Source organism: Halomonas sp. THAF5a, assembly GCF_009363755.1.
GTDB lineage: Bacteria > Pseudomonadota > Gammaproteobacteria > Pseudomonadales > Halomonadaceae > Halomonas.
In genome coordinates this window covers 302,029-318,087 of the sequence record NZ_CP045417.1, presented here as the reverse complement: position 1 = coordinate 318,087, position 16,059 = coordinate 302,029, and the positions used below count along the sequence as shown (strand labels likewise).

Below are 16,059 nucleotides of genomic sequence, written 5' to 3'. Positions count from 1 at the left end.
ATTTGACTGCGCCGCCCCGTCCCGCGGCGTCACCCAGCCAGAAGCCACGTCCGGCCACTCCCCCTGGCCCGATCGTGTCGTGGCCATCATTCTGCCGCAGGCGAGGAGCTTCCCATGCCGTCCCGTTTCGAACTGGCCAATGCCGTACGTGCCCTGTCCATGGACGCCGTCCAGAAGGCCAACTCCGGCCATCCCGGCGCGCCCATGGGCATGGCCGACATCGCCGAGGTGCTGTGGAACGACTACCTCGTCCACAACCCCGCCGACCCGCAGTGGGCCAACCGCGACCGCTTCGTGCTCTCCAACGGCCACGGCTCGATGCTGCTCTATTCGCTGCTGCACCTGACCGGCTACGAGCTCGGCCTGGAGGAGCTGCAGAACTTCCGCCAGCTGCACGCCAAGACCGCCGGCCATCCGGAGTTCGGCTACGCGCCGGGCGTCGAGACCACCACCGGCCCGCTGGGCCAGGGCCTGGCCAATGCCGTGGGCATGGCGCTCGCCGAGCGCACCCTGGCGGCCCAGTTCAACCGCCCCGGCCACAGCGTCATCGACCACCACACCTGGTGCTTCGTCGGCGACGGCTGCCTGATGGAGGGCATCTCCCATGAGGTCGCCTCCCTGGCCGGCACCCAGGGCCTGGGCAAGCTGATCACCTTCTACGACGACAACGGCATCTCCATCGACGGCGAGGTGGAAGGCTGGTTTACCGACGACACCGCCAAGCGCTTCGAGGCCTATGGCTGGCACGTGGTGCCCAACGTCGACGGCCACAAGCCCGAGGAGATCAAGGCCGCCATCGAGCTCGCCAAGAGCCACGAGGACAAGCCGAGCCTGATCATCTGCAAGACCATCATCGGCTTCGGCGCGCCCAACAAGCAGGGCAAGGAGGAGTGCCACGGCGCCGCCCTGGGCGAGGACGAGGTCGCCGCCGCCCGCCAGCAACTCGACTGGCCCCACGCGCCCTTCCACGTCCCCGAGGAGATCTACCGCGGCTGGGACGCCACCGAGCGTGGCCAGAGCCACCAGGCCTCCTGGGACGAGCGCTTCGCGCGCTACGCCGAGGCCTACCCCGACGAGGCCCGCGAACTGCAGCGTCGTCTCAAGGGCGAGCTGCCGGCGGCGCTGACCAGCGAGGCGATGATCGAGGAGGCCCAGGCCAAGGGCGACAGCGTCGCCAGCCGCAAGGCCTCGCTCGGCTGCCTCAACGAGCTCGGCCCGCAGCTGCCGGAACTGCTCGGCGGCAGCGCCGACCTCGCGCCCTCCAACCTGACCTTCTGGAAGGGCGCCGAGGCGATCTCTTCCGAGGTGCCGGGCGGCAACTACCTGCACTACGGCGTGCGCGAGTTCGGCATGGCCGCGATCATGAACGGCATCGCCCTGCACGGCGGCTTCGTGCCCTTCGGCGCGACCTTCCTGATCTTCTCCGAGTACATGCGCAACGCCCTGCGCATGGCCGCGCTGATGAAGCAGCAGGCGATCCACGTCTTCACCCACGACTCCATCGGCCTGGGCGAGGACGGCCCCACCCACCAGCCGATCGAGCAGCTGACCACCCTGCGCTCCACGCCCAACCTGGCCACCTGGCGCCCCTGTGACGCCGTGGAGACCGCCGTGGCCTGGAACGCCGCCCTCAAGCGTCGCTCCGGCCCCACCGCGCTGGTCTTCTCCCGCCAGGCCCTGCCCCACCAGGCGCGCAGCAAGCAGCAGCTGGCCGACATCCAGCGCGGCGGCTACATCCTCAAGGACTGCGCGGGCACGCCGGAGCTGATCCTGATCGCCACCGGCTCCGAGGTCGGCCTGGCCATGGACGCCGCGGCGCGGCTCGAGGCGCAGGGCCGCGCGGTGCGGGTGGTCTCCATGCCCTCCACCGACGCCTTCGATCGCCAGGACGCCGCCTACCGCCAGCAGGTGCTGCCGGCCGAGGTGGGCCTCCGCATCGCCGTCGAGGCCGGCCATCGCGACTTCTGGTACAAGTACGTGGGCCTCGAGGGGCGCATCCTCGGCATGACCACCTTCGGCGAGTCCGCGCCGGCCGGCGACCTGTTCAAGCACTTCGGCTTCACCGTGGAGAACCTGGTGAGCGAGGCCGAGCAGCTCCTCGACGACGCCGAGGACTGATCGCGGCGCCGGCGCGGGACGAGCCTGCGCGGGACGACAAAGGGGCACGGCAGACGCCGTGCCCCTTTTTCATGCCCGCTCATCCCTGCGCCCTCAGGCGAGGGTGATGGTCTCGTCCAGGTAGACGTCCTGGATGGCGTTGAGCAGCGCGATGCCCTCGTCGGTGGGCTTCTGGAACGCCTTGCGCCCGGAGATCAGTCCCATGCCCCCGGCGCGCTTGTTGATCACCGCGGTGCGCACCGCCTCGCCGATGTCGGAGGCCCCCTTGGACCCGCCGCCGGAGTTGATCAGGCCGGCGCGGCCCAGGTAGCAGCTGGCCACCTGGTAGCGGGCCAGGTCGATGGGGTGATCGGAGGTGAGGTCGCTGTAGACCCGCGGATGGGTATGGCCGAAGCCGATGTCGCGGTAGCCGGCGTTGGTCTCGGGCAGCTTCTGCTTGACGATGTCCGCCTTGAGCGTCGCCGCCATATGGTTGGCCTGGCCGGTGAGGTCGGCCGCCACGTGGTAGTCGGCGTCCTCCTGCTTGAAGGCCGGGTTGCGCAGGTAGGCCCAGAGCACGGTGACCAGGCCCAGCTCATGGGCGCGCTCGAAGGCCTCGCTGATCTCCTGGATCTGGCGACGGCTCTCGTGGGAGCCGAAGTAGATGGTCGCCCCCACCGCCACGCAGCCCATCTCGAAGGCCTGCTCGACCTGGGCGAAGGGCGTCTGGTCGTAGATCGCCGGGTAGCTCAGCGTCTCGTTATGGTTGAGCTTGAGGATCATCGGGATCCGGTGGGCGTAGCGGCGTGCCACCGAGGCGAGCCCGCCCAGGGTCGAGGCCACGGCGTTGCAGCCGCCCTCGAGGGCCAGCTCGACGATATTGGCCGGGTCGAAGTAGCGCGGATTGGGGGCGAAGGAGGCCCCCGCCGAGTGCTCGATCCCCTGGTCCACCGGCAGGATGCTGAGGTAGCCGGTGCCGCCCAGCCGGCCATGGTCGAAGAGCGCCTGCATGTTGCGCAGCACGTGGGGGCGGCGGTCGCTCTGGGCCATGACCCGGTCGACGAAGTCCGGACCGGGCGGATGGATCGTGTCGGCGGGCACGCCGCGGCAGACGTGTCCCAGCAGGTCGTCGGCCTCGTCGCCGAGCCGCGAGATGATATCGCTCATGTCACTCCTCTCCTTGGTAACGGGGTGAAGACCCTCTTCCCAGCGTAGCGGATGACCCTACCGAGCGAGGAGTGCGCATGCAAAGCCGCCTCGACAGCCCGGGGCATCGAGACGCTCGGGTAAGCGCCCGCTATGCCGGGCGCGACGGCATGCCGCAGGGGCCAACGACGGCTCGCGAAACGTCACGGGATCTGCACAATAGGAGCCCCCGGCGCGCCGCCGCGCGCCGCGTCCCTTCACGCTCTCTTCACACGAGGACCTGCCATGCCCGCCCTGCGCGGTTTCCTGTGGCTACTGGGCTTCCTGCTGCTCGGCGAGACCCTGGTCACCCTCACCGGCCTGCCGGTCTCCGCCGGGGTGATCGGCCTGCTGCTGCTCACCGCCTGGCTGCGCCTCCACGGCGGGGGCCTTGACGATATCGCCGCCGCCGCCCAGCCGCTGATCGCGGTGCTGGCGCTGCTGATCATGCCCGGGGTGGTGGGCGCCTTCTTCATCCTCGACGCCCTCGCCGGCCACTGGGCGGCGATCCTCGCCGCCCTGATCGGCGGCACCCTGCTCAGCGTGATGACGACCCTCGCGCTGATGCGCCGCCTGATGGGTGACTCCCCCACGCCGGAGGAGCGCGACGCATGACGGCCCTGCTCGACCACCTGCTGGCCACCCCGCTGCTGGCCATCGCCCTGACGCTCGCCGCCCACGCCGCCGGCGCGCGGCTGCTCCAGGCCCTCGGCGCCCCCGCCTGGTGCCCGTCGATCCTCGCCGCCGCGCTGCTGCTCGCCGGCACGCTGGCGCTGCTCTCCATCGACTACGCGGACTACCGCCAGGGCGCCGCCTGGCTGATGCTGCTGCTGGGGCCGGCGACCGTGGCGCTGGGCCTGCCGCTGCATCAGCAGATGCCGCGCATCGTCGCCCTGTGGCGCCCGCTGCTGGCCTGCCTGCCGGTGGCGGTGGCACTCGCCGCGGCCTACGCCGTGGGCATCGCCTGGTGGCTGGGGGCTCCGCCGGAGATCCTCGCCGCGCTGGCGCCCAAGTCGGTCACCGCGCCCATCGCGCTGGGCATCAACGCCCAGATCGGCGGCCCGGTCTCGCTGATGATGGGCGGACTGCTGATCACCGGGGTGGCGGCCGTCGGCTTCGTGAGCCTCGGCGCCCGGCTGCTCGGCATCCGCGACGAGCGCATCATCGGCCTCGCCTTGGGGCTCAACGGCCACGCCATCGGCACCGTGCGCGCCTTCGAGGTCGGCCCGGTCGCCGGCGCCTTCGCGTCGCTGGGCATGAGCCTGACCGGCATCCTCAGCGCGCTCTTTCTGCCGCTGGCCTGGCGGCTGCTGGGCGCCTGAGCGCCCCGCGGCCGGCACAGCAGACGCTCGAGGGCGAGATGCGCTAGAATCGCCGTTTCGGTTTCCCGGCTTCGGAGTCCCCGCCCCCTCATGGCCCTTCGCATCGCCATCAACGGTTACGGCCGCATCGGCCAGTGCGTGCTGCGCGCCCTGATCGAGGGGGAGGCGGCTCGCCACGACGGCCCGGCCCTGGAGGTCGTGGCGATCAACGAGCTCTCGGACCTCGCCACCATCGCCTACCTGACCCGCTACGACACCACCCACGGCCGCTTCCCGGGCGGCGTCGAGGTCGAGGGCGACCGGCTGGTGATCGACGGCCGACCGATCCGCGTGCTCTGCGAGCCCGACCCCGCGCGCCTGCCCTGGGGCGAGCTCGGCATCGACCTGGTGCTGGAGTGCTCCGGCAGCTTCAAGGATCGCGCCACCGCCGAGGCCCACCTGGCCGCCGGCGCCGGGCGGCTGCTCTTCTCCCAGCCCGCCGAGAGCGACGTCGACGCCACCATCGTCACCGGCGTCAACGACGCCGACCTGACGGCCGCCTGCCGCATCGTCTCCGCGGCCTCCTGCACCACCAATTGCCTGGTGCCGGTGCTCACCGTGCTCGACGAGGCGCTGGGCATCGAGCACGGCGTCACCACCACCATCCACTCGGCGATGAACGACCAGCCGGTGATCGACGCCTACCACCAGACCGACCTGCGCCTGACCCGCTCGGCGATGCACTCCATCGTGCCGGTGGACACCGGGCTCGCCCGCGGCATCAACCGCCTGATGCCGCACCTGGCCGGCCGCTTCGAGTGCCTGCACGTGCGGGTGCCGACGATCAACGTCTCGACCATGGACCTGTCGATCAGCGTGCGCCGCGACACCTCGGCCGAGGCGGTCAACGCCCTGCTGCGCGAGGCCAGCCGCGGGCGGCTCTCGGGGCTGCTCGGCTATACCGAGGAGCCGGTGGCCTCGGTCGACTTCAACCACGATCCGCGCTCCGGTATCGTGGACGCCACCCAGACCCGGGTGGCCGGCGGCCACCTGATCAAGCTGCTGTGCTGGTTCGACAACGAGTGGGGCTTCGCCAGCCGCATGCTCGACGTCACCCGGCGGCTGGCCCGCCTCCCCCCGGCCTCGGCCGGTTCCCCCGACAGATGACATCCCTTTGGCCTTTCCAGACGAGGAACCTGCTTCCATGAACGTGCGCAAGATGACCGACCTCGACCTCAGCGGCCAGCGGGTGCTGATCCGCGAGGACCTTAACGTGCCCGTCAAGCACGGCAAGGTGACCAGCGACGCCCGCCTGCGGGCCAGCCTGCCGACCATCCAGGCGGCGCTCGAGGCCGGCGCCAAGGTGCTGCTGATGAGCCACCTGGGCCGCCCCACCGAGGGCGAGCCCGCCGAGGAGTTCTCCCTGGCCCCGGTGGCCGATCACCTGGGCGAGCTGCTCGGCCGCCCGGTGCGCCTGGTCGCGGACTATCTGGACGGCGGGCTCGAGGTGACCGACGGCGAGGTGGTGCTGCTCGAGAACGTGCGCTTCAACCGCGGCGAGAAGAAGGACGACGAGGCCCTGGCCCGGCGCTACGCCGCGCTGTGCGACGTCTTCGTGATGGACGCCTTCGGCACCGCCCACCGCGCCCAGGCCTCCACCCACGGCGTGGCGCGCTTCGCGCCGACCGCCTGCGCCGGCCCGCTGCTGGCCGCCGAGCTCGACGCCCTGGAGAAGGCGCTGGCCACCCCGAAGCGCCCGATGGCGGCGATCGTCGGCGGCTCCAAGGTCTCCACCAAGCTCGAGGTGTTAAACGCCCTCTCCGAGAAGTGCGACCAGCTGATCGTCGGCGGCGGCATCGCCAACACCTTCATCGCCGCGGCCGGCTACAACGTCGGCAAGTCGCTGCATGAGGCCGACCTGATCGATCAGGCCAAGGCGCTGATGGCCAAGGTGGAGATCCCGCTGCCCACCGATGTGGTGGTGGCCACCGAGTTCTCCGAGCACGCCTCCGCGGTGGTCAAGCCCGTCGACCAGGTGGGCGATGACGAGATGATCCTCGACATCGGCCCCGAGACCGCCGGGCGCCTGGGCGGCCTGCTCAAGGATGCCGGCACCATCCTCTGGAACGGCCCGGTCGGGGTGTTCGAGATCGACCAGTTCGGCCACGGCACCGAGGCGCTCTCCCGGGCCATCGCCGAGAGCGACGGCTTCTCCATCGCCGGCGGGGGCGACACCCTCGCGGCCATCGACAAGTACGGCATCGAGGAGCGCGTCTCCTACATCTCCACCGGCGGCGGCGCCTTCCTCGAGCACGTGGAAGGCAAGACCCTGCCCGCGGTGGCCGCCCTGGAAGACGCCGCCCGCTGAGGCGCCGCCCCGACACGACCGGCGCGGCCCGAGCCGCCGCGCCACCACGACCCGACAGACAACAGGAGCCCCCATGGCACTGATCAGCATGCGCCAGATGCTGGACCACGCCGCCGAATACGGCTACGGCGTGCCGGCCTTCAACGTCAACAACCTCGAGCAGATGCGCGCCATCATGGAGGCCGCCGACGAGACCGATTCCCCGGTGATCGTCCAGGCCTCCGCCGGCGCCCGCAAGTACGCCGGCGCCCCCTTCCTGCGCCACCTGATCCTGGCCGCCGTCGAGGAGTTCCCGCATATCCCGGTGGTCATGCACCAGGACCACGGCACCAGCCCCGCGGTCTGCCAGCGCTCCATCCAGCTGGGCTTCTCTTCGGTGATGATGGACGGCTCGCTCAAGGAAGACGGCAAGACCCCGGCCGACTACGCCTACAACGTCGACGTCACCCGTCGCACCGTCGAGATGGCCCACGCCTGCGGCGTCTCCGTCGAGGGTGAGCTCGGGTGCCTGGGCAGCCTCGAGACCGGCATGGCCGGCGAGGAAGACGGCGTCGGCGCCGAGGGCAAGCTCGACATGGAGCAGCTGCTCACCGACCCGGAAGAGGCCGCCGAGTTCGTCAAGGCGACCCACGTCGACGCCCTGGCCATCGCCATCGGCACCAGCCACGGCGCCTACAAGTTCACCCAGCCGCCCACCGGCGACACCCTCTCCATCCAGCGCATCAAGGAGATCCACGCCCGCATCCCCGAGACCCACCTGGTGATGCACGGCTCCTCCTCGGTGCCCCAGGAGTGGCTGGCGATCATCAACGAGTTCGGCGGCGCCATCCCCGAGACCTACGGCGTGCCGGTCGAGGAGATCGTCGAGGGCATCAAGCACGGCGTGCGCAAGGTCAACATCGACACCGACCTGCGCCTGGCCTCCACCGGCGCGGTGCGTCGCTTCCTGGCCGAGAACCCGGCCGAGTTCGACCCGCGCAAGTTCCTCAAGGTCAGCACCGCGGCCATGAAGGAGGTCTGCAAGGCCCGCTACGAGGCCTTCGGCACCGCCGGCAACGCCTCCAAGATCAAGCCGATCAACCTCGAGGAGATGTTCCTGCGCTACGAGCGCGGCGAGCTCGCCCCGAAGGTGAAGTGATCACCTGCCAGCAGGACGCTGATCACAAGAGGGCGGCCCCGACGGGCCGCCCTCTTTCATTGAGAGAGGTGGCCGGTCCCCCGTCACGCGCTCGGCGCGTGGCGACTAGTCGTCCCGCCGCGCCAGCGCCCGCCGCACCCTCGATCGACGCCGGCGCTCCGCCTCGTCGCCCAGGCGCTGGCCGACGACCCTGGCCACCCCGACCAGGGCGCCACTCGCCACGCCCCAGGCGAGGGCCTCGCGCCAGCGGGTGTCGCGGCGCCCGGGATGCTCCGGCGGCGCGGCACCGGCCGTCTTGCGATAGGCTTCCCTGGCGGCGTGGCGCGTCAGCAGGCTGGCGCCGAGGACGGCGCCGTAGCCGACCATCGACAGAAGCAAGTTGCGTTTCATGGCTTGACGACCTCCGGGTGACGCGGTGGACTGGCAGGGCGGTGTCCCCCTTGAGTATCACGACGGGACACCGCCTTCATAGCCCGTAGACCGTAGCGCGTCGACCATGGTCCGTCGCCCATCGCCAAGTGACCCGTGCCTCGCGGCAGGAGCCGACATGCCCGATTCCCCGCCTCACCGGGCGGCAGACTCCGACACCTCACCCCTCTCCTCCGCCCCGGGGGGGGCCCCTTGCTGAGCGATCCGTCCCTGGCCACGGCCCTCGCGCTCTTCGCCGGCTGCGCCCTGGTGATCGCCGTGGTGGGCACCCGGCTGACCGGCATCGTCGACGACCTGGCCGATCGCACCGGCCTCGGCGAGGCCATCGCCGGCACCCTGCTGCTGGGCATGGCCACCTCGCTGTCGGGGCTGATGGTCTCGGCCGCGGCGGCCCTCGCCGACCGGCCGACCCTGGCGCTGAGCAACGCCCTGGGCGGTATCGCCGTGCAGACGCTGTTTTTGACCGTCGCCGACATCACCCACCGACGCGCCAACCTGGAGCACGCCGCCGCCTCGCTTGGCAACCTGATGCAGGGGGGCCTGCTGCTCTGCCTGCTGTCGCTGGTGCTGGTGGGGCGCTTCGCTCCCGACGGGACCCTCTGGCAGGTGCACCCGGTCACCCCGCTGCTGCTGGTCGTCTACCTGTTCGGCCTGCGGCTGGTGGGCCAGAGCCGCGACAACCCCATGTGGCGTCCCGCCCAGACCCGGGAGACCGAGCCCGACGTGCCCGACGAGCAGGCCCTGGCGCGCTCGGCGACGCGCCTGTGGCTCGCCTTCGCGGGACTCGCGGCGCTGCTCGGCGCGAGTGGCTGGCTGCTGGAGCGCAGCGCGGCGACGATCGCCGAGCAGACCGGCCTGGGGCAGTCGGTGGTGGGGGCGCTGATGACCGCGGTGGTCACCTCGCTGCCAGAGCTGGTCACCTCGATCGCGGCGGTGCGCCGCGGCGCCCTGACCCTGGCCGTGGCGGGCATCATCGGCGGCAACGCCTTCGACACCCTGTTCGTGGCGGTCTCGGACGTCGCCTACCGCGGCGGGTCCATCTACCACGCCATGCCGGACGCGGTCTCGCTGTGGGTCGCCCTGGCGATGCTGATGACCGCCATCCTGATGGTCGGGATGCTGCATCGCGAGCGCCGCGGCCCGGCGCGCATCGGCTTCGAGAGCGTCGGCATCATCGCCTGCTACCTGGCCGGGGCGCTGGCCCTGCTGCTCACCCCCTGAAGCGCGGGAGCCTCGTCGCCCCCCCGTCGCCTCGCTCAGGGCCGAGGCCGCGGCCCGCGCCGGCGGCGCGCGTCGAGCCAGGCGAACAGATAGCCTCGCGGCGCCTCCTCGCCGGTGACGACGAAGTCCAGGGTGTAGGGGTTGTGCAGCGTCGCCCGAAGCATCGACTCCGCCTCCGGCGTGCCGCAGAACAGCACCTCGTCGCCGGCGCGAAGCGAAAGCGTCGACGCCGGCAGCATCGTCGACGCCCCGTTGCGGTGGACGGCCAACGCCTCGCAGGGCAGCCGGGCCGGATAGGCGCGCGCATCCACGCAGAGCGCCCCCAGGGCCAGGCCTTTTCCGGCCGCCAGGTGGTCGATGACCGCCGGCGCCTCCTCCGGCAGCAGCCGCACCGACCAGAGGTGGGGCGGCGCCTCGCCCAGCGCCGCCTTGAGACGAACCACCAGGGCCCGGGTCTCGGCCGGGTCGCGGTCGGCGAGCCAGTCGATCAGCGACTGGACCAGCGGCGAGATCAGCAGCTTCAGGATCCGGCGCGCCGTGGTCAGGCTGTGCTGGAGGACCAGGTCGGCCCGCGCAGCGTCGAACGCGACCTGATTCTCGTGGCGGTTCTGGCGCACGATGCGAAACGCCCGGGGATTGAGTTCGGTGACCGAGAGCAGGGTGCTGAGGTTGTCGCCGTCGCCGCTCGTCGCGGCGATGACCCCGGCGGCGTCCTCGATCGCCGCGCTCGTCAGGGCCGCGTGGTCGGCGTGGGCCCGGACGATCAGCGTGCCCTCGTCGATCTGGTCGGCCTCCACCTCCGGGTCGATGATGCGCACCTCAAGGCCGTGGGCCCGGAGGTGACGATGGATCCAGGAGCCCATCCGCCCGTACCCGCACAGGATCCAGTTGCCCCGGGGCGCCTGCACCGGCACCCCGAGCTCGACGCCCCGCGCGCCCACGAACCAGGCGTTGAGATTGTGCAGCGCCGGGCGCGCGATCGCCCAGGAGACGAGCTGGGCGAAGATCTCGAACGGATCGACCACCGTGACGTTGTCCAGCGCGCGCAGGTTGGCCTCGTGGCGGGCCGAGGTCGAGCGACAGATGACCCGCAGCCGCGGGTTGAGGTGACGGGCCATCACCGCGATCTTGACGTTGACGTCGTCGTCGTTGGTCAGCGCGACCAGGGCTCGGCAGGCCGGGTGCTCCACCCCGGCGGCCAGCAGGTGCTTGGGCACGCTGGCGTCCGCGTGGAGGCCCGGCATCGGCACCGTATAGTCGCGCACGCCCAGGGCCTTGATCCGCTCCGGGTCGGCATCGAGGATCACCGCGCGCATGCGGTGGTCGCTCAGGCCCCGGGCCAGCAGGCTGCCGGCATCGCCGAATCCGCAGAGGATGACGAAGGGCTCCGCGTTGCCCTTGACCTTGCGGGCGAAGCGAAAGCCGTCCATGGCCTGGATGAAGTGGGGGTTCTGCACCAGGTGGATCAGCGAGCCGATCGCATAGAACCAGGCGATCACGCCGGTATAGAGGCAGAAGATCGTCCACAGCCGCTGCTCCTCGCTGAAGCCGTTGGGCAGCTCGCCGAACCCGGTGGTGGTCGCCGTGTAGGTAAAGAAGTAGAAGGCGTGGAAGAGCGTCATGCGCGTCGTCTCGCCGTCGACGATCCGGCCCGGCATCAGGGCCATGCCCAGGATCCCCACCGAGTAGACGAACAGCAGCACGAACAGCGGCCGGCGCATGTAGCGCAGCACGATCATCGTCACGCGGTCGAGATCGGAGGTCGGCGTCACGGGATCGGCCCTCCCTGTGCCCGTCCGGGATGGCGGCGACGCGTCAGCGCCGCGAGAGCAGCGTGTCGCCGACCAGGATCACCGTCGCGATGACGTTCGCGACCAGCGCCCCCGTGGCGATGGAGACGATATCGGCCATCTCGGCCGGTCCCGGCCCGCCGCCGCCCTCGGGGTCGGCGACGATCCAGACGATGCGCGCCGTGACCAGCAGCAGGCCGGCCACCAGGCCGGCGGCCAGCAGCAGCGCCCCGGTCTGGGAGCGATCGCCGAGCTTCAGGCCGATGGCCACCAGGTTGACGATGATGGTGACGGTGAGGATCCAGACGTTGTGGTGGGCGACCGTTTCGAGGCCCCCGGCCACGAAGGCGGCATTGAGGCTCAGGGTGAGGATGATGAAGAAGCCGAAGACGACGCGTTCGAGATTCATGAACCTGCTCCTGGCCGGGGCGCGCCGTCAGTATAGGCAAGGGGGCTTATTTAGCGCGACCGGCAACGAGGATCACCGAGCATTCAAGAACAGTGTTCACAAAATACGGAAACTGGGCTTTACTGATGGGCAGGACGACGCGATATCTGTAACAATGACGTTATAACTCTGTGATTGCCCATGAGGCCCGGTGATGGCGCACCCCCTCTGCCTGCTCTTCGATTGTGATGGCACCTTGGTCGACAGCGAACCGCTGCTCGCCGACGAGATGGCCACCGCGCTCAACGCCGTGGGGCTGCCCTTCCAGGCCAGCGACTATATCGGCGAGTTCCGCGGGGCCCGCTTTCGTCGCATCGTCGCAGAGCTGGAGAGCCGCCACGGTCAGGTCGACCCGGAGACGCTGGAGCCCCTCGAGCACACCATGCGCGCCAACCTCAATCGGCGCCTGGCCAGCGAGCTGGTCGCCATCGACGGCGCCGCCGAGGCGCTGGCCGCCCTGAGCGGCCACCCCATGGGCGTGGTCTCCAACGGCCCGGAGAACAAGATCCGCACCTCGCTCGATGCCACCGGCCTCGCCGAGGTCTTCGGCGACCGGCTGTTCAGCGCCTACACGGCCCAGTGCTGGAAGCCCGACCCCTGCCTCTTCCACCACGCGGCGAGCCGGATGGGCTTCGCCTCCCACGAGTGCGTGGTCATCGACGACGCCCTGGTCGGCGTGCGGGGCGCCCTGGCCGCCGGCATGACGGTGGTCCACCTCAACCGCTTCCCCGACGCCGAGCAGACCCCCGACGGCGCGATCATGATCAGCAACATGTTCCAGCTCCCCACGGTCATCGCCCACCTGGAGACGACCCGCGCCCTGGCCGCCCACGCCTGATCGCCGCCCCTCCGCTTCCCTCCGATGATTTAGCCCGGCCCGCCGGCGGCCCGGTATCGCCCGGCGGATGCAGCCCGCCGCCGGGAGGACTATCATCGCCGCATCGACACACCACAGCGCGAGGAGGCCCCATGGCATCCCTGAAGGAGCAGCTCGGCGGGCTGGTCTACTCCACCGAGCACGGCGACACCTGTCCCGAGTGCCGCCAGCCGATCGACGACTGCCGCTGCGTCGAGGCCGCCGAACAGGCGCGCCTGGCCGACCTGGACGGCATCGTCCGCCTGCGTCGCGAGACCAAGGGCCGCAAGGGCAAGGGCGTGACCCTGATCGAGGGCGTGCCGCTGCCGGCCGACGCGCTCAAGACCCTGGCCAAGGCGCTCAAGAAGCGCTGCGGCACCGGCGGCGCCTTGAAGGACGGCGTGATCGAGATCCAGGGCGACCAGCGCGAGGTGCTCAAGGCCGAGCTCGAGCAGCGCGGCTACCGGGTCAAGCTGGCCGGCGGCTGAGGGCCTCGTCCGGGCCGGCGTCCAGCGCCTCGCTGAGCCCTGCCAGGGCCTCGGCGGAGGCCGCCACCTTGAGGGCGTAGAGGTCGTCGGCGCGGGTTCGGCCGAGGTTGAGGCAGGCGATGGGCCGCCCCGCCTTGGCCGCGGCCCGGGCGAAGCGGAACCCGGAGAAGACCATCAGCGAGGAGCCCACCACCAGCAGGGCGTCGCTCTCCTCGAGCAGATCGAAGGCGGCCTCCACGGTGGCGCGCGGCACGCTGTCGCCGAAGAACACCACGTCCGGCTTGTAGATGCCGTCGCCGCAGCGCGAGCAGCCGGGCACCCGGAAGTCGGCGAAGTCGGCCTCGAGGTCGGCGTCGCCGTCGGGTCCCGCCCGGGCGCCGACCTCCCGCCAGTGGGGATTGCGCTCGGCCAGCTCCGCATGCAGGTCGTGGCGCATGCGCCGGGCACCGCAGCCCATGCAGCGCACCCGGTCGGCCCGGCCATGCAGGTCGATCACCCGCCGCGAGCCGGCCCGCTGGTGCAGGCCGTCGACATTCTGGGTGATCACGCCGTTCACGTAGCCCCGCGCCTCGAGCCGCGCCAGCGCGGCATGGGCGGCGTTGGGGGTCGCCTCCTGCAGGGTGCGAAAGCCGACCAGCGCCCGGGCCCAGTAGCGCTGGCGGGCGGCGTGGCTGCCCATGAAGGCCTGGTGCTGCATCGGTGGCGGGCGCTTCCAGTCGCCCCGGTCGTCGCGGTAGTCGGGGATGCCGCTGGCGGTGCTGATGCCGGCGCCCGTGAGCACGGCGAGCCGCGGATGGCGGCGGACGAAGGTCGCCAGGGCCTCCAGGTCGGACTCGTTGGCTGTCTCTCTTGGCTGCCTCACCTCTGCCTCCTCTCTGCCTCCTCATGCCCGCGTCCCGGGCCTCGCCGATCGCGCCGAATGAGCATGGCCCCCCGGGGGGCAGGTTGTCTAGAATGGAGCCTCCCCCTCAGGGCAAGGACACCCGATGGCCTGGCTGGAATACCTGCTGCCGCTGATCTTCCTGTTTCCGCTGGCGGCTACCGCCGTGATCGTGCTGGCGCTGCGCAACCTGCACGATGCCCGGGTGCACTCGCCCTTCGACGCCCACCCGCTCAAGGAGCCCGGCCAGGGCCTGCGCGACCGCCTCGACCGCGCCTTCGCCGGCCTCTTCCTCGATGGCGCCCTGGGCCCCATCGTCGTCCTGGCGCCGCTGGTCTACGGCATGGGACGCATGCTCTTCGCCAGCGAGCAGAACTGGATCGAATGGGCCCTCTACGGCGCCCTGAGCACCCTGCTGGTGCTAGTGTTCTGCTTCCGCCTGATCCGCGACTTCCAGCGCATCCGACGGCTCAAGCTGGGGCTCGCCTGCGAGCTGGCCGTGGGCCAGGAGCTCGAACGGCTGATCCGTCCCGAGGGGCACCCCTACTACGTCTTCCACGACGTGCCGGGCGACGGCCGCTCCCTCGACCACGTCGCGGTCACGCCCCACGGCATCTTCGTGGTCGAGACCCGCGCCCGCACGCCGGCCCTCTCCCCGAGCGGGCAGGAGGACAACCGCGTCGTCGTCGAGGCCGCGCGGCTGCGCTTCCCCGGCTGGAGCGAGCGGGCGCCGCTGCACCGGACCCGCGCCGCGGCGCAGTGGCTGTCGAGCTGGCTGGAGCGCCAGGTGGGCCAGGCGGTACCGGTCCAGGGCGTGCTGGCGCTGCCCGGCTGGCGGGTCGAACAGGAAGACGCCGCCGAGGACCTGCTGGTGGTCAACGGCGAGGGCCTGGCGCGGCGCCTGAGCGAGGACGCCCCGGGCGAGCTCGACCCCGCCCTTCACGACGCCGCCCTCGTCGTCCTGCGCCGACACGCCGGCCTGTCGAGCCCGCCGCCCGCGGCCTGAGCCCGCCTCCCCTCACTCGAGGCGGGCGATGCGCACCCGGGTCGCGCAGCGCCCGCGCCCCTGGCGCACCAGGCTCTCGGCCGCCGGGAAGTCCGCCAGGCGGTCGGCGGCGATGCCGATGCGCACCTCGGTGAGCAGGCGGTTGCCTCGGCCGCCGCAGGAGAGCCGCAGCGCCCGCCCGGTGCCCTCGCCGAAGGCCGCCTCGAAGGCGTCGATCAGGGCATTGCGCGCCACCTCGCCGCCCTGGTTGAGCGTCACGAAGGCGGCGAAGGCGCTCTCGTTGACCGCCTCGACCAGCGCCACCGAGGCCGCGATATAATCGGCCTCGGGCAGCGCCAGGCAGGCGGCGTGCTTGGCGTACTGGTAACGATCCAGGCAGCTGGCCCGCCCCGGCATCGCCGCGTCGAGGCGACGCGCCAGCGCCGCCGGCAGCGCCAGCGGCGGATGGGCGCGACAGAAGCCACCGTCGGGGCGAGGCCGCTCGAGAAAGCACCCCTCCCGCCACCAGCGGCGGCGGTCGACGCCCCGCTCGGCGAAGCGCTCGGGCAGCGAGGGCCAGAGGCCATGGAGCACGAAGCCGCGGTCGGCGCCCTCGGCCAGGGCCGGCTCGCGGCACTCCCGCGGCGGGCGCGCGCGACTCGCGCAGAAGCCGGGGTGCCAGGTCAGCGCCAGGGTGTAGTGCGAAAAGCCCTCGGCCGAGAGCGCCGCGAGGGGGGCACGCGCTTCGGCCTCCTGCACCGCCATCGTGACCGGCGCCTGCGCCGGCACCACACCCGGGGCCTGCGCGAGCGCCGCGACGCCGACCAGCAGCGCCGCCGCCACGCCCCGCCGCGCTCGCCGCCAGCCCGCCAC

16 protein-coding genes are annotated in these 16,059 nt (G+C 71.5%); 10 read left to right on the top strand and 6 right to left on the bottom strand.

Annotated elements, in window-relative coordinates:
- Positions 1–114 precede the first annotated feature (114 nt).
- Complete coding sequence (gene tkt, locus FIU83_RS01420) at positions 115–2,118, top strand: transketolase (protein ID WP_152482421.1); 2,004 nt, start codon at positions 115–117, stop codon at positions 2,116–2,118.
- A 93-nt stretch (positions 2,119–2,211) separates the two neighbouring features.
- On the opposite strand, the gene FIU83_RS01415 is transcribed toward tkt, so the two are convergent.
- Positions 2,212–3,264: a class I fructose-bisphosphate aldolase gene (locus tag FIU83_RS01415; protein WP_152482420.1), complete on the bottom strand. Its 1,053-nt coding sequence runs from the start codon at positions 3,262–3,264 to the stop codon at positions 2,212–2,214.
- Between the two features lie 264 nt (positions 3,265–3,528).
- On the opposite strand from FIU83_RS01415, the gene FIU83_RS01410 reads away from it, so the two are divergent.
- From FIU83_RS01410 to fba, 5 genes are all read left to right on the top strand, one after another.
- On the top strand, positions 3,529–3,897 hold the full coding sequence (locus FIU83_RS01410) for a CidA/LrgA family protein (protein ID WP_152482419.1): 369 nt from the start codon (positions 3,529–3,531) through the stop codon (positions 3,895–3,897).
- Complete coding sequence (locus FIU83_RS01405) at positions 3,894–4,604, top strand: LrgB family protein (RefSeq protein WP_152482418.1); 711 nt, start codon at positions 3,894–3,896, stop codon at positions 4,602–4,604. The genes FIU83_RS01410 and FIU83_RS01405 overlap by 4 nt, the downstream gene beginning before the upstream one ends.
- A 90-nt stretch (positions 4,605–4,694) precedes the next feature.
- Positions 4,695–5,750, top strand: coding sequence for a type I glyceraldehyde-3-phosphate dehydrogenase (locus FIU83_RS01400; RefSeq protein WP_152482417.1), 1,056 nt, complete (start codon positions 4,695–4,697; stop codon positions 5,748–5,750).
- A 37-nt stretch (positions 5,751–5,787) separates the two neighbouring features.
- Positions 5,788–6,951, top strand: coding sequence for a phosphoglycerate kinase (locus FIU83_RS01395; protein ID WP_152482416.1), 1,164 nt, complete (start codon positions 5,788–5,790; stop codon positions 6,949–6,951).
- 73 nt (positions 6,952–7,024) lie between these two features.
- A complete protein-coding gene (gene fba / locus FIU83_RS01390) occupies positions 7,025–8,089 on the top strand; it encodes a class II fructose-bisphosphate aldolase (protein ID WP_152482415.1) in 1,065 nt (354 codons plus the stop codon).
- Between the two features lie 105 nt (positions 8,090–8,194).
- Here fba and FIU83_RS01385 read toward each other — a convergent pair whose 3' ends face one another.
- The gene (locus FIU83_RS01385; protein WP_152482414.1) at positions 8,195–8,479 is read right to left on the bottom strand and encodes a DUF4235 domain-containing protein; all 285 of its coding nucleotides are present in this window, start codon (positions 8,477–8,479) and stop codon (positions 8,195–8,197) included.
- Between the two features lie 231 nt (positions 8,480–8,710).
- Between FIU83_RS01385 and FIU83_RS01380 the strand changes: the two genes are divergently transcribed.
- Positions 8,711–9,739, top strand: a complete 1,029-nt coding sequence (locus FIU83_RS01380; protein WP_152482413.1) for a sodium:calcium antiporter — start codon at positions 8,711–8,713, stop codon at positions 9,737–9,739.
- A gap of 35 nt (positions 9,740–9,774) precedes the next feature.
- On the opposite strand, the gene FIU83_RS01375 is transcribed toward FIU83_RS01380, so the two are convergent.
- Together FIU83_RS01375 and FIU83_RS01370 are read right to left on the bottom strand one after the other, a co-directional pair.
- Positions 9,775–11,511 carry a TrkA family potassium uptake protein gene (locus FIU83_RS01375; protein WP_152482412.1) on the bottom strand — a complete coding sequence of 579 codons (1,737 nt, stop codon included), beginning with the start codon at positions 11,509–11,511 and terminating at the stop codon, positions 9,775–9,777.
- A gap of 43 nt (positions 11,512–11,554) precedes the next feature.
- Positions 11,555–11,938 carry a DUF6394 family protein gene (locus FIU83_RS01370; protein ID WP_152482411.1) on the bottom strand — a complete coding sequence of 128 codons (384 nt, stop codon included), beginning with the start codon at positions 11,936–11,938 and terminating at the stop codon, positions 11,555–11,557.
- Positions 11,939–12,131: 193 nt separating this feature from the next.
- Between FIU83_RS01370 and FIU83_RS01365 the strand changes: the two genes are divergently transcribed.
- Entirely contained in the window at positions 12,132–12,815 is a 684-nt protein-coding gene (locus tag FIU83_RS01365; protein WP_152482410.1) for an HAD family phosphatase, read from the top strand.
- 131 nt (positions 12,816–12,946) lie between these two features.
- Complete coding sequence (locus tag FIU83_RS01360) at positions 12,947–13,321, top strand: translation initiation factor Sui1 (protein ID WP_152482409.1); 375 nt, start codon at positions 12,947–12,949, stop codon at positions 13,319–13,321.
- On the opposite strand, the gene FIU83_RS01355 is transcribed toward FIU83_RS01360, so the two are convergent.
- On the bottom strand, positions 13,302–14,183 hold the full coding sequence (locus FIU83_RS01355; protein ID WP_152482408.1) for an NAD-dependent protein deacetylase: 882 nt from the start codon (positions 14,181–14,183) through the stop codon (positions 13,302–13,304). The two genes, FIU83_RS01360 and FIU83_RS01355, sit on opposite strands and share 20 nt — an antisense overlap.
- A 124-nt stretch (positions 14,184–14,307) precedes the next feature.
- Between FIU83_RS01355 and FIU83_RS01350 the strand changes: the two genes are divergently transcribed.
- The gene (locus FIU83_RS01350) at positions 14,308–15,207 is read left to right on the top strand and encodes a nuclease-related domain-containing protein (RefSeq protein WP_152482407.1); all 900 of its coding nucleotides are present in this window, start codon (positions 14,308–14,310) and stop codon (positions 15,205–15,207) included.
- 12 nt (positions 15,208–15,219) lie between these two features.
- Here the strand turns inward: FIU83_RS01350 and FIU83_RS01345 are convergent, their stop codons facing one another.
- Positions 15,220–16,059 carry a ribonuclease I gene (locus tag FIU83_RS01345; protein ID WP_253939515.1) on the bottom strand — a complete coding sequence of 280 codons (840 nt, stop codon included), beginning with the start codon at positions 16,057–16,059 and terminating at the stop codon, positions 15,220–15,222.

Excerpts from the sequence above, each read along its gene's own strand:
- tkt (WP_152482421.1), top strand. The coding sequence starts at position 115 with ATGCCGTCCCGTTTCGAACTGGCCAATGCCGTACGTGCCCTGTCCATG.
- FIU83_RS01415 (WP_152482420.1), bottom strand. The coding sequence starts at position 3,264 with ATGAGCGATATCATCTCGCGGCTCGGCGACGAGGCCGACGACCTGCTG.
- FIU83_RS01410 (WP_152482419.1), top strand. The coding sequence starts at position 3,529 with ATGCCCGCCCTGCGCGGTTTCCTGTGGCTACTGGGCTTCCTGCTGCTC.
- FIU83_RS01405 (WP_152482418.1), top strand. The coding sequence starts at position 3,894 with ATGACGGCCCTGCTCGACCACCTGCTGGCCACCCCGCTGCTGGCCATC.
- FIU83_RS01400 (WP_152482417.1), top strand. The coding sequence starts at position 4,695 with ATGGCCCTTCGCATCGCCATCAACGGTTACGGCCGCATCGGCCAGTGC.
- FIU83_RS01395 (WP_152482416.1), top strand. The coding sequence starts at position 5,788 with ATGAACGTGCGCAAGATGACCGACCTCGACCTCAGCGGCCAGCGGGTG.
- fba (WP_152482415.1), top strand. The coding sequence starts at position 7,025 with ATGGCACTGATCAGCATGCGCCAGATGCTGGACCACGCCGCCGAATAC.
- FIU83_RS01385 (WP_152482414.1), bottom strand. The coding sequence starts at position 8,479 with ATGAAACGCAACTTGCTTCTGTCGATGGTCGGCTACGGCGCCGTCCTC.
- FIU83_RS01370 (WP_152482411.1), bottom strand. The coding sequence starts at position 11,938 with ATGAATCTCGAACGCGTCGTCTTCGGCTTCTTCATCATCCTCACCCTG.
- FIU83_RS01365 (WP_152482410.1), top strand. The coding sequence starts at position 12,132 with ATGGCGCACCCCCTCTGCCTGCTCTTCGATTGTGATGGCACCTTGGTC.
- FIU83_RS01360 (WP_152482409.1), top strand. The coding sequence starts at position 12,947 with ATGGCATCCCTGAAGGAGCAGCTCGGCGGGCTGGTCTACTCCACCGAG.
- FIU83_RS01350 (WP_152482407.1), top strand. The coding sequence starts at position 14,308 with ATGGCCTGGCTGGAATACCTGCTGCCGCTGATCTTCCTGTTTCCGCTG.